The following is a 14,414-nucleotide window of genomic DNA, read 5'->3' as shown; positions in this document are numbered from 1 at the left end:
CAGGCGTGACCTCATCGGCATCAGTGCTCTCGACCGTCATGCCTGAACGCTAAGAACGCGACCCCACGGCGGACATCCGACTTCCGGCTAGCGGCGCAGGCCGAAGGGATACGCCGGGGGCGGTTGGGGAGTTGTTGGTGGGGTGGGTGAGGATGCTGGGATGACCGCAAAGAAGAAAATCGTTCGCTCTGTGGGCGTGCTCGCCGCTGCCGTCGGGCTCGTCGCACTCAGCAATCCGGCTTATGCCGCGGGGGACGTCTACAAGGGCACCGGGTGGGGGATTCTGAAGCGGCAGGGCATCGAGTCGCTCAGCCCCGACCCGTACGTGATCCACATGGTCAAGCCCAAGGCGTCGGAGACCAAGCTCACCGCCACGCAGACCAAGAAGGCCGAGAAGGACCTGCGGGCGCAGCTGAAGAAGACCGCCGCGCAGCTGACCTCGGTCACGGGGACCAAGTTCACGCTGGCCAGCGGCTATCACAAGGAGCAGAACGCCTGTAACACGGCCGAGCGCCACGTCATCACCGTGGGGCTCGACTACCGCCCCTTCATGCCGGGCAACAAGCCGGGCTTCTCGCAGGCGCACCCCTGCTACGCCACCGCCAACCACAGCGCGTGGGGCGGCTGGATATGGGTCGACAGCGAGTACTGGAAGCCGGGGGACTACAAGCTCTCCCCGACCCTCATCTCGAACATGATGACCCACGAGATAGGGCACTCGATCGGACTCGACCACCCCAACGTGGACGGCCCGGACTCCAACCACACCGCCGACAACTTCGAGTGCGTCTCCAACAGCACCAAGGACCTGCCGGTCATGTGCTCCCCCAACGGCGGTTACGCCAGGGCCAAGGGCGGCACCGACGCCCGCGCCGAGAAGTACGCCGGGCAGTACACGAAGTGGGACATCGCCGGGCTCAAGGCCCTGAAGGCCAACTACACCCGCTAGTCCTTCGGCCGGTGGTTCTTGGCCGGTAGTCCTTCAGCCGGCCGGTGACAGTTCGGTCAGGGCCGGGGGCGCCGTCTCGTACGGCGTCCCCACGCCCCACGCCTGGTGCATCGCGTCCGCGAAAGCCGCCGCCAGCTTGTGCTCGCCGCTCTCGTTGGGATGCGTCCCGTCGTACGTGTCGACGTCTATGTCGTACGACGGCGGCGTCGAGGCGACGAGCAGCGGCGAGACGCCCGAGTCCAGGTCCGCCACCGCCTTCGCGAGCAGCACGTTGAAGCGCGCCACCTCCGCCGCGAACGGGGCGTCCGTGCGGGCCCGGATGTTCGGGATCACCGGGAGCAGGACGAGGCGGATGCGCGGATTCGCCGACCTCGCCTCCGCGATGAAACGGCGTGCGTTGTGCGCCGTCTGTTCCGCGTTCGTGTAGAACCCCAGGTCGATCAGGCCGAGCGAGATGAGCAGGACGTCCGGGCTGTCCTGCCGTACCGCGTCCGCCACCTGCGGCGCCATGTGCAGCCAGCCCTCGCCCCAGCCCGCGAAGTGCTCGCGCGGGAAGTCCGGGTCCTCGCATGCGTAGGCGTACGAGACGGGCTCGCCGGAGACCTTGTCGTGCAGCGCCCTGCGCGGGCCGACCACGGCGAACGCCGCGTCGCCTACCGAGGCCCGCAGGTGCTGCCACATGCGGTGGCGCCAGGTGTGTTCCCCCGCGCTGCCGATCGTCATCGAGTCGCCGACGAACATGAACCTGAGCATCCGCTCATCATCGCGGATCAAGGGCCCGGCCTGCGATGTGAGGCTCAACACCTGCCGAACGTCCGCCCTCCGCCGCCGGGGTGGCAGGCTTGGCCCATGCGTTCACTGCGTTCTTCGATGGGTGCCGCAGGTGCCGGGTGTCTGGTCCTGCTGAGTGCCGCCGCCGGTCCGGCCGCCGCCGACGACAGCCACGACGGTTTCACCGTCAAGGACCCCCGCATCATCGAGTCCAGCGGCCTGGCCGCGTCCCGCGCCCACCCCGGCGTCTACTGGACGCACAACGACCAGGACAAGAACGGCGCGCTGCTCTACGCGGTGGACGGCAAGACCGGCAAGACCGTCGCCACCATCACCATGACCGGTGTCGGAAAGCCCCGCGACGTCGAGGCGGTCTCCGTCGGCGGCGACGGCAACATCTACGTCGGCGACATCGGCGACAACCTCGGCGGCACCTGGTCCCACGTATGGATCTACAAGCTGCCCGAGCCGAAGAAGCTGGGCGACCAGACCGTCCGCGCCACGCAGTACACGGTGAAGTACGAGGGCGGGGCGCGCGACGCCGAGGCGCTGATGGTGCACCCCAAGACCGGCCGCATCTACATCGCGGACAAGAAGGAGGAGGGCGGCGGTCTGTACGAAGGGCCCGCGCAGATGTCCGCCTCCGGCACCAATATCTTCAAGCGGCTCGGCGACACCGGCCTCTGGACCACGGACGGCGCCTTCTCGCCCGACGGGAAGCAACTCGCCCTGCGCGGCTACCTCGGCGGCGTCTCGTACACCTGGCAGGGCGAGGGCAAGATGCCCAAGCGCGAGGGGCGGCTGAGCGTGCCGCTCCAGCGGCAGGGCGAGTCCGTGACGTACACCCTGGACGGGACGACCCTCCTGTACGGCAGCGAGGGCGAGCAGAGCCAGGTCGAGCCCGTCGAGGTCGAGGGGGCGGGCGGCGACAACTCCGGTTCCGGCGCGGGGAGTTCCGGTGATGCGGGGGACGACGGGGGCCCCGGGGTCAACGGTGACCTCAAGGTCGGCGCGCTGACCCTCGCCGTCGTCCTCGTCGCCTTCTTCGGGTTGAAGCGGCTGTTCCGGCGGAAGTAGCGGCTGTTCCGCCGGAAGTAGCGGCTGTCATGCCCTCTCGGCGCGGTCTTCCGCTGCCCCGTGCCGGTCGCGTACCAGGACGTCGAGACCGTCCAGCACGCGCTGGAGGCCGAACTCGAAGTGGTCGAAGTCCGAGCCGAACGCGTCGTCGGAGAGTCCTGCCAGGTGGGGGTAGCGGCCGCTGTTCATGATCCGCTCCAGGGTCGGGTACTGCGCCTCCCAGAACGCTCGGTCCGTCAGGCCGCTCTTCTTCACCGCCTCCATCTCCTGCACCTGGGTGCGGGCGACTCCGGTGACGTATCCCTCGACCATGACGATCACGCCGATCAGCTCGGGGTCGGTCAGGCCCATCGACTTGATGCCGGACAGGGTCCGCTCCAGGCCGCCGACCGAGCCGGGGCCGAGCACCGGGCGGGCCTGGTTGACCTGGAGCAGCCAGGGGTGTTCGCGGTAGAGGACGAGGGTCTCGCGGGCGTACGCCTCGACGGCCGCGCGCCAGTCGCCTGCCGGGGGTTCGGCCGCGCCCGCCGGGGTGAACACGCGGTCCAGCATCAGGTCGAGCAGTTCGCTCTTGCCGGGGACGTAGCGGTACAGGGACATCGTGCCGGTGCCGAGCTCCGTGGACAGGCGGCGCATGGAGACCGCCGTGAGCCCTTCGGCGTCCGCGAGGCGCACCGCCTCGGTGACGATCCGCTCCAGCGTGAGTCCGGGCTTGGGGCCGCGCGTGGGGCGTTCGCCCTCGCCCCAGAGCAGTTCCAGGCTCCGGGTGATGTCGGTGCCGGTGCGCTTGGTGCCGCTGTCGTCGCCGCCGTTCGTGCTCGTCATGGCGCTCAGCCTAATCGCCGTACCAGTAATTGAGTACGGTGTACCCGCAAAACTGGGTACGGTGTACTCTCAATTGGGTACGGCGTACCCAGAGGGCGAGTGCTGGAGGGGCAGTGAGCGAGAACGAATACGCGGTGCGGGCCGAGGGGCTCGACAAGCGCTACGGCGAGAAGAAGGCCCTGGACGCGTTCGATCTGCGCGTGGAGCGCGGCACGGTGCACGGACTGCTCGGCCCGAACGGCGCGGGCAAGACCACCGCCGTACGCATCCTCTCGACGCTGGTGCGGCTCGACGGGGGCCGGGCCGAGGTCGCGGGCGCCGACGTGGTCCGGCAGCCCGACGTCGTCCGCAGCCGCATCGGCCTGACCGGCCAGTACGCGGCGGTCGACGAAGTCCTCACCGGGCGGCAGAACCTGGAGATGTTCGGCCGCCTCTTCCACCTGGGCCGCAGGCGTGCCGCCCTGCGCGCGCAGGAACTCCTGGAACAGTTCGACCTGGTGGACGCCGCCGGCAAGGGCGCCGGCCAGTACAGCGGCGGCATGCGGCGCAGGCTCGACCTCGCCGCATCGATGATCCTCGCGCCCGCCGTCCTCTTCCTGGACGAGCCGACCACCGGGCTCGACCCGCGCAGCCGCCTCGAAGTCTGGGACACCGTACGGAAGCTGGTCGCGGACGGCACGACCGTGCTGCTCACCACGCAGTATCTGGAGGAGGCCGACAAGCTGGCGTCCCGGATCACCGTCATCGACCAGGGCCGCGCCATCGCCGACGACACCCCCGACGGCCTGAAGAACACGGTGGGCGGCAGCTATCTGGAGGTCGTGGTCCGTGAGGCCGCCGACATCCCGGCGGCCGTGCGGGCCGTCGCCCGGGTCGCCGAGGGCGTACCCGAGGCCGTCGACCTGGAGCGGCGCGTCCAGGCCGCCGTGACCGACCGGGTCGGCGCGCTGACGGACGTGGCGCGGACCCTCCAGGACCAGGGCGTCTCGGTGGAGGACATCGGCCTTCGCAGGCCGAGCCTCGACGACGTGTTCCTGCGGCTCACGGGACACCGGACGGCATCCGACGAGGCCACGGAGGCCGGGGGGCCCGGGAGGCCCGGGGACACCGCCAAAACCGCGGCCGCCGGAATCGACGAGAAGACGGAGGTCGCGGCATGAGCGCCGTACTCACCACGGATGCCACGCACGCACTGCCCTCGCGGGGCCGCCTCTACTGGGCGCTCGCCGACACCTGGAACGTCACCCGGCGCTACCTCACCCACTTCCAGCGCCAGCCCGTCAACATCGCCTGGCAGCTGGGCTTCCCGATCATCTCCGTACTGCTGTACGGGTTCGTCTTCGGCGAGGCGATGAAGGTGCCCGGCGGGGGCGACGACGGCGACTACAAGCAGTTCCTGATGCCCGGCATGTTCGTGATGACCATGGCCTTCGGCTTCATGAACACCGCGATGGCCGTCGTCACGGACTCCACCAAGGGCGTCATCGACCGCTTCCGCTCGATGCCGATGGCGCCTTCCGCGGTGGCCGCCGGACGCGGACTGGCCGATCTGATCGTGGCCTGCGCCGAGCTGACGATCCTCGCGCTCACCGCGCTGGCCATCGGCTGGCGCTCCAGCGCGGGGCTTCCGGAGACCCTGGCGGCCTTCGGGCTGCTGCTGCTCCTGCGGTTCAGCCTGATCTGGGTCGGCGTGTTCCTGGGCCTGGTGGTACCGACCCCGGAGGCGGCGGGCGGGCTCTACGCGGTCGCCTTCCCGCTCACCATGATCTCCAGCGTCTTCGTCGCGCCGTCCCTGATGCCCGACTGGCTGGCCCCGGTCGCCGCCTGGAACCCGGTGTCCTCCACGGGCACGGCGGCCCGCGAACTGTTCGGCAACCCCGGCGCGGGCGGGTCGAGCTGGGTCGAGCAGAACGCGGTCCTGATGGCGGTGGTGTGGCCGCTGGCGATCTCGCTCCTCTTCCTCCCACTGGCGGTACGGAAGTTCAAGCAGCTGAGCAGGTAGGCCCCGTAAGGCGCCGCGCGGGGGACTGCTTTGTCGACGTGACAGAGGCGCCCGGCAGTGATCTGCCGGGCGCCTCTGTCCGCGTAAGAACTGCTAGAGCTTCTCGATCACGTAGTCGATGCACTTCGTGAGCGCCTCGACATCCGAAGGATCAATCGCCGGGAACATCGCCACGCGCAGCTGATTGCGGCCCAGCTTGCGGTACGGCTCCGTGTCCACGATGCCGTTCGCGCGCAGCACCTTCGCCACCGCGGCCGCGTCGATCTCGTCCGCGAAGTCGATCGTGCCGATGACCTGCGAGCGCTTGGCCGGGTCCGTGACGAACGGCGTCGCGTACTTCGACTCGTCGGCCCACCCGTACAGCGCCTGGGACGACGCGGCCGTGCGGCCGGTCGTGAACTCCAGGCCGCCCTGGCCGTTCATCCAGTCCAGCTGCTCACCGAGCAGGAAGAGCGTGGCGAGCGCCGGGGTGTTGTACGTCTGGTTCTTGCGGGAGTTGTCGATCGCCGTGGGCAGGCTGAAGAACTCCGGGACGTGCCGGCCGCTCGCGTGGATGCGCTCGGCACGCTCGATGGCCGCCGGGGAGAACGCGGCGATCCAGAGACCGCCGTCCGAGGCGAAGGACTTCTGCGGGGCGAAGTAGTAGACGTCCGTCTCGGCGATGTCGACCGGCAGGCCGCCCGCGCCGGAGGTGGCGTCCACCAGGACGAGGGAACCCTCGTCCGCGCCGGCCACCCGCTTGATCGGCGCCGCGACGCCGGTCGAGGTCTCGTTGTGCGTGAACGCGTACACGTCCACGCCCGCCTCGGCCCGCGGGTCCGGGTGCGTGCCCGGCTCGCTCGTGATCACGGTGGGCTCGGCGAGCCACGGGGCGAGCTTCGAGGCCTTGGCGAACTTGGAGGAGAACTCGCCGAAGTTGAGGTGCTGCGACTTGTTCTCGATCAGGCCGTGCGTCGCGACGTCCCAGAAGGCGGTGGAGCCGCCGTTGCCCAGGATCACCTCGTAGCCCTCGGGGAGGGAGAAGAGGTCGCGCACACCCTCGCGCACCTTGCCGACCAGGTTCTTGACCGGGGCCTGGCGGTGGGAGGTGCCGAGCAGAGAGGTACCGGTGGCGGCGAGCGCGTCCAGCGCCTCCGTGCGCACCTTGGAGGGGCCCGCGCCGAAACGTCCGTCGGCGGGCTTGATGTCAGCGGGAATCTGGATCTCAGCCACGGGGTGAGCCTAACGGCTACCGGCGCGGGGGCCCTGGGGGTGTCCGGCGGCTGAGACCGTGCCGCCCCGCAGTGTGGACGGATGGATGGACCGAACGATTCACCGCCGTGTTGACGATCGGCGAGATCGTCGCCGCCCGGCCCGACGGGGCGTTTGGCTGCGGTCGGTGAGGGCCTTCGCGGATGCATCCTGAGGGCATGGATATGGGCATGAGTGATCTCGGAGGCGTACAGAAGCTCGAAGAGGAACTGCGGGCGGCGGTGCGGGGGGAGGTGGACTTCTCCGTCACCGCGCGGGCCCTGAACACCATGGACGCGTCCAACTACCGCCGGGTGCCGCACGGAGTCCTCGCCCCGCGTGACGCGGACGACGTGGCGGCGGCGCTCGCCGTGTGCCGGGAGCGCGGGGTGCCCGTCGTCGCCCGCGGCGCCGGTACGTCCATCGCCGGGCAGGCGACCGGCACGGGGCTCGTCCTCGACTTCACCCGGCACATGAACCGGATCGTGTCCCTGGACCCCGAATCGCGGACCGCGGTCGTGCAGCCCGGGGTGATCTGCGACGACCTGCGGGGCGCCGCGGCACCGCACGGCCTGACCTTCGGCCCCGACCCGTCCACGCACAACCGCTGCACCCTCGGCGGCATGATCGGCAACAACTCCTGCGGCTCCCACTCGGTCGCCTGGGGGACCACCGCCGACAACGTCTCGTCCCTGTCCGTGGTCAGCGGGGCGGGCGCGGGGCTCGCACTCGGCCAGGGGTGGGCGGGGGCGCCGGAGGGCCTGCGCGCGCTGGTGGAGGGCGACCTGGAGCTCCTGCGCACCGGCTTCCCCGAGCTTCCGCGCCGTATCTCCGGTTACGCCCTCGACGCGCTGCTCCCCGAGCGGGGCGTGGACCTGGCCCGCGCCTTCTGCGGCTCCGAAGGCACCCTCGGCGTGGTCACGGAGGCCGTCGTACGGCTCGTCGACGCGCCACGCGCGCGTGCGCTCGCCGTCCTCGGATACGCCGACGAGAGCGCGGCGGCCGAGGCCGCTGCCGGACTGCTTCCGTACGGGCCGCTGACCGTGGAGGGGATGGCCGCCGACCTCGTACGGGGAGCGCGCGGGCTGCCACGGGGCGGTGCCTGGCTGTTCGTGGAGACGGGCGGCGAGAGCGCGGGCGAGGCGCGTGCGCGTGCCGATGCGATCGTGAAGGGGGCCGCCTCCGGGGGCGTCGTGGACTCGGTGGTGGTGACCGACCCGGCCGGCCAGCGCGCCCTGTGGCGGGTACGCGAGGACGCCAGCGGTACGGCGACCCGGATGCCGGACGGCAGCGAGGCGTGGCCGGGCTGGGAGGACTGCGCGGTGCCGCCGACGCGGCTCGGGGCGTATCTGCGGGACTTCAGGGGGCTGCTCGCCGAGCACGGCCTGCGCGGGACTCCGTACGGGCACTTCGGGGACGGCTGCATTCACGTACGCATCGACTTCGATCTGATGCGCGAGGGGGGCGTGCGGCGCTTCCGGCGCTTCTCGGAGGACCTGGCGGAGGTCGTGGTCGCGCACGGGGGCTCCCTGTCGGGCGAGCACGGGGACGGGCAGGCGCGGGCCGAGCTCCTTCCGAAGATGTACGGGGCCGGTCTCGTGGGGCTCTTCGAGCGGGTGAAGGGGGTGTGGGACCCGGCGGATCTGCTGAATCCGGGGATGCTGGTGCGACCCGCGCCGCTGGACGCGAACCTGCGGTTCGCCCCGCTGCCGCGCAAGCCCGTGGACGTCGCCTTCGGCTACCCCCATGACGGCGGGGACTTCTCGGCGGCGGTGCGGCGGTGTGTGGGGGTCGCCAAGTGCCGTACGGCGTCGCCCGGTTCGGGCGGCGGGGTGATGTGCCCCTCCTTCCGGGCGACGGGCGAGGAGCAGCACTCCACGCGGGGGCGGGCGCGGCTCCTGCACGAGATGCTCGCGGGGGAGGTGGTGACGGAGGGGTGGCGCTCGGAGGAGGTACGGGACGCGCTCGACCTGTGCCTGTCCTGCAAGGGCTGCCGGTCGGACTGTCCGGTGGGCGTGGACATGGCCACGTACAAGGCGGAGTTCCTGCACCACCACTACGAGGGGCGCAGGCGGCCCGCGGCGCACTACGCCATGGGCTGGCTGCCGGTGTGGTTGCGGCTCGCGGACCGGACGCGGATGGCGGGGGTGGCCAATGCGCTGATGCGGGTGGGGGTTCTGGCGTCGCTGGCCAAGCGGGTGGGCGGGATCGCTCCGGAGAGGGAGGTTCCGCGGTTGGCGGGGGAGTCCTTCCGGCGGTGGTTCCGGGGGCGGCGGGGGGGTGGGGTGCTGTCGTCGGGTGGCGGGGCTGTGGGTGGTGGTTCGGTGGGTGGTGGTCCTGGGGGCGGTGGTCTGTCGGGTGGTGGTCCGTCGGGTGGTGGTCCTGGGGGCGGTGGTTCGTCGGGTGGTGGTCCGGCCGTTGTGCTGTGGCCCGACACGTTCACGGATCATCTGTCGCCGTCGGTGGGGCGGGCCGCGGTGCGGGTCCTTGAGGACGCGGGGCTGCGTCCCGTCGTGCCGCCGGGGGAGGTGTGCTGCGGTCTCACGTACGTCTCCACGGGCCAGCTCGACCGCGCCCGCGCGGTGATGCGGCGCACCCTTGAGCGGATGGGGCCGCTCCTCGATTCGGGGGCGCTGCTCGTCGTCCTCGAACCGAGCTGCGCGGCGGCGCTGAAGACCGACCTGGTGGAGCTGGTCGGTTATGACGCGCGGGCGGCTGAACTGGCGGGGCGCGTACGGACGTTCGCCGAGGCTCTGGAGGAACTCGCCCCGGAGTGGGCGCCGCCGCGGATCGAGCGGCCCGTGGTGGGCCAGACGCACTGCCATCAGCACGCGGTCCTCGGCGACGGGGCCGAACGCCGGCTGCGGGAGAAGGCGGGCCTGGAGGGGGAGTTGAGCGGGGGCTGCTGTGGCCTCGCGGGGAACTTCGGCTTCGAGGCGGGGCATTACGAGGTCTCCGTGGCGTGCGCGGAGGAGCAGTTGCTGCCTGCGGTGCGGGGGGCGGTGCCGGAGGGGGAGGGCGGTCCTGTGGTCCTCGCGGACGGCTTCTCCTGCCGGACGCAGCTTTCTCAGGTGGGGGAGGGGGTTCGGGGGAGGCATTTGGCTGAGGTGCTGGCTGAGGGGATCGCGGGGCGGGCAGTTCCCCACGACGACGAGGGGTCACGGCCCTGACGGGCCCCCTCTCTACGGGGTCTGTCCCCGCCGGCCCCGCGGGGGTGCTGTCCGCAGCAGCGGTGCCCCGGCGTCGTGCGGTGCCGCCTCGCGCCCACCCGCCCGCTGGTCGGGTACCGCCCCTGCGGGGGTGCTGTCCGCAGCGGCGGTGTCCCGGCGTCGTGCGGTCCCGCCTCTTCCCCACCCACCCGCCCCCGCCTGGTCTGGTGTTAGGGCTTCGGGCCGGTGGGGGTGATCTCTAAAGCGCGGAGCTGTGGTCTACCGGCGTTGGTGTTGTTGCCGGGGCCGTCCGGTTCTCGCGAGATTGGCGGTTCCGGGCCGGGTGTAAAGGGCGCTCCGCTGCGCTACGCGTCGGCTGCGCCGATGGCCCTCCGGGCCACCCTTGACACCCGGCCCTCCACCGCGCGAGGGAAGACGACCGGACGGCCCGGGGGCGGGACTCTCGACCAGGGGCGGCCCCTCGTCCGGCTTTCCGGTCGGGTGCGGACTCGTTCGTTGGGGGTGGCCCAGGGTGTGAGGGGTGGAGGGGGGAGGGGTGTGCGGTTGCTGTGTGTGGGGGTGGGTGGGACCTACTTTGCAAAGTTGTGTTTGGGGAGTTGGGGGGCGCGTGAGGTGTGGAACGCGCCCTTGTTGCGAGTAGGTGCCGGGTCCCGGCGGGGGGCGGAGGGGGTGGGAATTGACCTCTGGTTTTGGCGCTGGATTGCACTCTGTTGAGGGTCTTTTGGGTTCATAGAGTGAGGGAAACGGCGGCGCGAGAAGTCGCCGGTGAGTCGAAGGAGACACCCGCATGAGCAGCAAGAACTCTGACTTCGCCGCCCTCCTCACCCGCGCGTCGGACGCCGAAACTAGCGCTGATCCGAGCAGCGTGATGACCCTGCTTGCCGACACGGACGGGCCCGGCGGCGGGTTCACCACTTACCGTTCCACCTTTGCCGAAGGCGCCATCGGGGCACCGGCTCACTTCCACACCAAGGCCACGGAGCTGTTCTTCGTGATCAGTGGCTCGCTGCGGGTTCTCGTGGGGGAGGAAGCCGTCGTCCTGAACGGGGGTGACTTCCTCGCCGTGCCCCCGCACACCCCGCACGCCTTCGCCGCCGCCCCGGGTTGCACCGCGGACGTTCTGTTCGTCTTCACGCCCGGCATGGGGCGCTTCGACTACCTGCGGCTCCTCGGTAGCGTGATGCGCGGCGAGACCGACCCGAAGAAGATCGCCGAGTCCTCGGAGCGGTACGACAACCACTACGTCGACAGCCCTGTGTGGCGGGATGCCCTCGCCGCCTCCTGAATGGCCCCCTCGCCCGTCGCGGCTTTGAACGTGAGCCACACCGTTTTGCCGGCGGAGTGCTCTGTCACGCCGAAGTCGTCGGCGAGTTCGCGGACCAGGTGAAGGCCTCGCCCGCCGCAGCCGTCGGGGGTGAGGGGTGATGCAGTGGGGCTGCCTCCGCCGCTGTCCCGGACCGTGATGTGGAGTTCGGTGCCGTTCGTCGTCAGGGCGAGTTCGAAGTCGCGCCCCGGTGGGACTCCGTGCAGCAGGGCGTTCGTGGCCAGTTCGGAGACGCAGAGGCGGATGTCGTCGAGCCGATCGACGATGCCCCAGCCGCTCAGGGCGTCGAGGGCGAATATGCGTGCCGCGCCGACAGACCTCGGGGAACGGGGGAATCGCTGCCGCTGTGTCAGGTCCACGGTGAACCGCCGCCTTGTACGCAGGAGTTGTACGATCGGAGAGGACCGTACTGCTATTCACGAATAGCAGCAAGGTTGGGCCAAGGGGCCGACTCAGGGTGAGTTGGCTACGGTACGAGCGCGGTGCAGCGCAGCGAGAAACCCTTCGGCGGACGGGAGTTCACCATGAGCAGCAGTGGCGACTGGGTCAGTACGTCGATGCCGTATCTGACGCCGAGAGAGCGAGGGCGCTCCGACGCCTGGGGCGCTGAAGCGGCCGCACAGGGACGCAGAGGTACCCAGCGCATCGTTCAGGCCGGTGAGGTTCCGGCGCCGAGGGAGGTCGCGGAGCTGCTCGGGGTGGCCGAAGGGGAGGTGGTGGTCGTGCGGCGGCGGGTCATTGAACTCGACGGGGAGCCGAATGAGATGACGGACACGTACTACCCCGTCGAGATCGCTCGCGGGACGCCGCTTGCCGCCACGGGCAAGATCCGGGGTGGTGCGGTGACCTTGCTCGCCGAGCTCGGGCATACCGGCGTCGTCGTGCGTGAGGACGTCGCCGCCCGGATGCCGAGCGAGGAGGAGCAGGCGGTTTTGCGCACCGGCGTGGCCGAGCCCGTCTTGCGGCTGGCTCGCGTGACCCTGGACGGAGAGGGGCGGCCCATCCAGGCCGACCTGATGACCATGCCCGCCGCTCGCCAGCGCCTGCGCTACGAGATCAGGATCGGATGACCGTGCCCCGTACCGACAGCACCGCGGCCGACCGCCGTGCCCTGCATGAGCGGATCGCCGCCGACGTGCGGGACGAGATCATGAGCGGGGAGCTGGCGCCCGGCGCCAGGATTCCCTCGACGGCGCAGCTCAAGTCGAGGTTCGACGCCTCCAGTGCCACCGTGCAGAAGGCGTTGCAGCTGCTCAAGGACGAAGGTCTTGCCGTGGGTCGCGCGGGCTCGGCCGTGACCGTCCGCGAGCACCGGCAGCGGACGCTGCGCCCCGCCGCGTACATGGCTCCCGCCGAACCCGGTGGTTCTTACCGCTGGCTCACCGAAGTGGCAGAGGGTGGCACGAGCCCTCACAGCACGCTGCTGGAGGTCGCGGAGGTGGTTCCGCCGGCTGAGGTGTCGGGGGTGCTGGGGCTTGCCGAGGGTGGTACGGCCGTCTTGCGCCGACAGCTTCTCTCGATCGGCGACGAGCCCGTGGAGCTGGTTGCCTCCTACTACCCGGTGAGTATCGCCGAGGGCACCGCGATCACCGAGCGCCGCAAGATTCGTGGCGGCACCCCGGCGCTGCTGGCCGATCTCGGATTTCCGCCACGGCTCAGTGTCGACCGTGTCTCGGCGCGGGTGCCCACGCAGGAGCAGTACACGGCTCTCCGGCTCCCCGGCAGTCTTCCGGTTCTCCGCACCTTGCGCGTCGTCTACAGCGATGACGAAACGCCCGTCGAGGCGACGGTGATGGTCAAGTCCGGGCACCTCTACGAGCTGCAGTACGAGTTCACGCCGATGTGAGACGGCGGGCCGCATCCGCCTCGCTCTCCCCCGGGGCGGGATGCGTTGCCTCGGTATGTGGGACTGGTTTGCGTACAGCAGTGAAAGGGCTCCACAATCCTTACGTGGTCTACTACCTTGGACGGGGCAGTTCAGGTGAGTGGACTGGGTCACGTTGGTGGAGTGGAAGGGTTGGTTGTGGACGCGTCGAGTAGGGGGCAGGAGGCTGCCGTCGGTGGGCGGTGGGGTGCCCTCGGGCCTGTCGGGCTTGTGCTCGCCGGTGGGGTCTCCGTCCAGTTCGGCGGGGCCATCGCCGTCAGCGTGATGCCCAAGGCCGGGGCGCTCGGCATTGTCACTCTGCGGCTTGCCTTTGCCGCGCTCGTGCTCATGGTCGTGTGCCGGCCTCGGCTGCGGGGGTACAGCAAGGCCGACTGGGGGACGGTGCTTGCCTTTGGTGTGGCCATGGCCGGGATGAACGGGCTCTTCTATCAGTCCGTTGCCCGGATTCCCATGGGGCCCGCCGTAACCCTTGAGGTGCTTGGGCCGCTTGCTCTGTCTGTGCTGGCTTCGCGGCGGGCCTTGAATTTGGTTTGGGCCGGGCTTGCTCTGTGTGGGGTCTTCCTGTTGGGGGGTGGGGGTGGGTTTGCCGGGCTTGATGTTGTTGGGGTTGCGTTTGCTCTTGGTGCCGGGGTCATGTGGGCCACCTACATCGTCTTCAGTGCCCGTACGGGGCGGCGTTTTCCGCAGGCCGACGGGCTTGCCCTCGCGATGGTCGTCGCCGCCGTGCTGTTTCTGCCGCTCGGGCTCGTCGAGTCCGGGGAGAAGCTTGTCCGGCCCGAGGTGCTGGCGCTCGGTGCCGCCGTTGCCGTGATGTCTTCCGTGCTGCCGTACACGCTTGAACTGCTCGCTCTGCGGCGGCTGCCCGCCTCCACCTTCGCGATCATGATGAGTCTGGAACCGGCCATCGCCGCCGTCGCCGGGTTCCTCGTTCTTGAGCAGGCTCTGTCCGTGAATGAGGCTTTGGCCATCTCCTTGGTCATTGCCGCCAGCATGGGGGCCGTGCGGACGCAGGTCGGGCGTGGTCAGGGGCGTAAGGCCGGGGGCGTCGTGTCGGGGTCCGCCCCGGAAGCCGTGCTCGTCGAGGCCGAGAAGAGCGTTCCGGAGCCGTCCGGAAAGTAATGCAAGCACGCTTGCTTGTTTCTCCGGACGCTGCCATGCTCCGGGGCACACCGTCGTGCCCC

The 14,414-nt window shown here is 70.3% G+C and carries 13 protein-coding genes; 9 read left to right on the top strand and 4 right to left on the bottom strand.

Annotated features, from left to right (window positions below; translation table 11 throughout):
* Positions 1–160: 160 nt before the first annotated feature.
* Positions 161–949, top strand: coding sequence for a hypothetical protein (locus ABZ906_RS28155; protein WP_361194539.1), 789 nt, complete (start codon positions 161–163; stop codon positions 947–949).
* A gap of 33 nt (positions 950–982) precedes the next feature.
* Here ABZ906_RS28155 and ABZ906_RS28150 read toward each other — a convergent pair whose 3' ends face one another.
* Positions 983–1,702, bottom strand: coding sequence for an SGNH/GDSL hydrolase family protein (locus tag ABZ906_RS28150; protein WP_361194541.1), 720 nt, complete (start codon positions 1,700–1,702; stop codon positions 983–985).
* Between the two features lie 96 nt (positions 1,703–1,798).
* On the opposite strand from ABZ906_RS28150, the gene ABZ906_RS28145 reads away from it, so the two are divergent.
* Positions 1,799–2,797 (top strand): WD40 repeat domain-containing protein, encoded by a 999-nt coding sequence (locus tag ABZ906_RS28145; RefSeq protein WP_361194543.1) that lies wholly within the window; start codon positions 1,799–1,801, stop codon positions 2,795–2,797.
* Between the two features lie 27 nt (positions 2,798–2,824).
* Here ABZ906_RS28145 and ABZ906_RS28140 read toward each other — a convergent pair whose 3' ends face one another.
* The gene (locus tag ABZ906_RS28140) at positions 2,825–3,622 is read right to left on the bottom strand and encodes a TetR/AcrR family transcriptional regulator (RefSeq protein ID WP_361387249.1); all 798 of its coding nucleotides are present in this window, start codon (positions 3,620–3,622) and stop codon (positions 2,825–2,827) included.
* A gap of 113 nt (positions 3,623–3,735) precedes the next feature.
* On the opposite strand from ABZ906_RS28140, the gene ABZ906_RS28135 reads away from it, so the two are divergent.
* Complete coding sequence (locus ABZ906_RS28135) at positions 3,736–4,782, top strand: ATP-binding cassette domain-containing protein (RefSeq protein ID WP_361387246.1); 1,047 nt, start codon at positions 3,736–3,738, stop codon at positions 4,780–4,782.
* Positions 4,779–5,624: an ABC transporter permease gene (locus ABZ906_RS28130; RefSeq protein ID WP_361387243.1), complete on the top strand. Its 846-nt coding sequence runs from the start codon at positions 4,779–4,781 to the stop codon at positions 5,622–5,624. The genes ABZ906_RS28135 and ABZ906_RS28130 overlap by 4 nt, the downstream gene beginning before the upstream one ends.
* A gap of 93 nt (positions 5,625–5,717) precedes the next feature.
* Here ABZ906_RS28130 and serC read toward each other — a convergent pair whose 3' ends face one another.
* Positions 5,718–6,836, bottom strand: coding sequence for a phosphoserine transaminase (serC, locus tag ABZ906_RS28125; RefSeq protein ID WP_361387240.1), 1,119 nt, complete (start codon positions 6,834–6,836; stop codon positions 5,718–5,720).
* A 209-nt stretch (positions 6,837–7,045) separates the two neighbouring features.
* Between serC and ABZ906_RS28120 the strand changes: the two genes are divergently transcribed.
* Positions 7,046–10,024 carry an FAD-binding and (Fe-S)-binding domain-containing protein gene (locus ABZ906_RS28120; protein ID WP_361387237.1) on the top strand — a complete coding sequence of 993 codons (2,979 nt, stop codon included), beginning with the start codon at positions 7,046–7,048 and terminating at the stop codon, positions 10,022–10,024.
* Positions 10,025–10,811: 787 nt separating this feature from the next.
* A complete protein-coding gene (locus ABZ906_RS28115; protein WP_361387234.1) occupies positions 10,812–11,309 on the top strand; it encodes a cupin domain-containing protein in 498 nt (165 codons plus the stop codon).
* Here ABZ906_RS28115 and ABZ906_RS28110 read toward each other — a convergent pair.
* Positions 11,264–11,707 (bottom strand): ATP-binding protein, encoded by a 444-nt coding sequence (locus ABZ906_RS28110; RefSeq protein WP_361387231.1) that lies wholly within the window; start codon positions 11,705–11,707, stop codon positions 11,264–11,266. The two genes, ABZ906_RS28115 and ABZ906_RS28110, sit on opposite strands and share 46 nt — an antisense overlap.
* Before the next feature lie 165 nt (positions 11,708–11,872).
* Between ABZ906_RS28110 and ABZ906_RS28105 the strand changes: the two genes are divergently transcribed.
* The 3 genes from ABZ906_RS28105 to ABZ906_RS28095 all read left to right on the top strand — a co-directional run bounded on the left by ABZ906_RS28105 (position 11,873) and on the right by ABZ906_RS28095 (position 14,352).
* Entirely contained in the window at positions 11,873–12,418 is a 546-nt protein-coding gene (locus ABZ906_RS28105) for a UTRA domain-containing protein (protein ID WP_361387458.1), read from the top strand.
* The gene (locus tag ABZ906_RS28100) at positions 12,415–13,194 is read left to right on the top strand and encodes a GntR family transcriptional regulator (protein ID WP_361387228.1); all 780 of its coding nucleotides are present in this window, start codon (positions 12,415–12,417) and stop codon (positions 13,192–13,194) included. The genes ABZ906_RS28105 and ABZ906_RS28100 overlap by 4 nt, the downstream gene beginning before the upstream one ends.
* 171 nt (positions 13,195–13,365) lie before the next feature.
* Entirely contained in the window at positions 13,366–14,352 is a 987-nt protein-coding gene (locus tag ABZ906_RS28095) for an EamA family transporter (protein WP_361194702.1), read from the top strand.
* The last annotated feature ends 62 nt before the right edge of the window (positions 14,353–14,414 follow it).

The organism is Streptomyces sp. NPDC046925, from assembly GCF_040644915.1.
Classification (GTDB): domain Bacteria; phylum Actinomycetota; class Actinomycetes; order Streptomycetales; family Streptomycetaceae; genus Streptomyces.
Note: the sequence above shows the minus strand (reverse complement) of the source record. Positions and strands in the feature narration are given on the sequence as shown.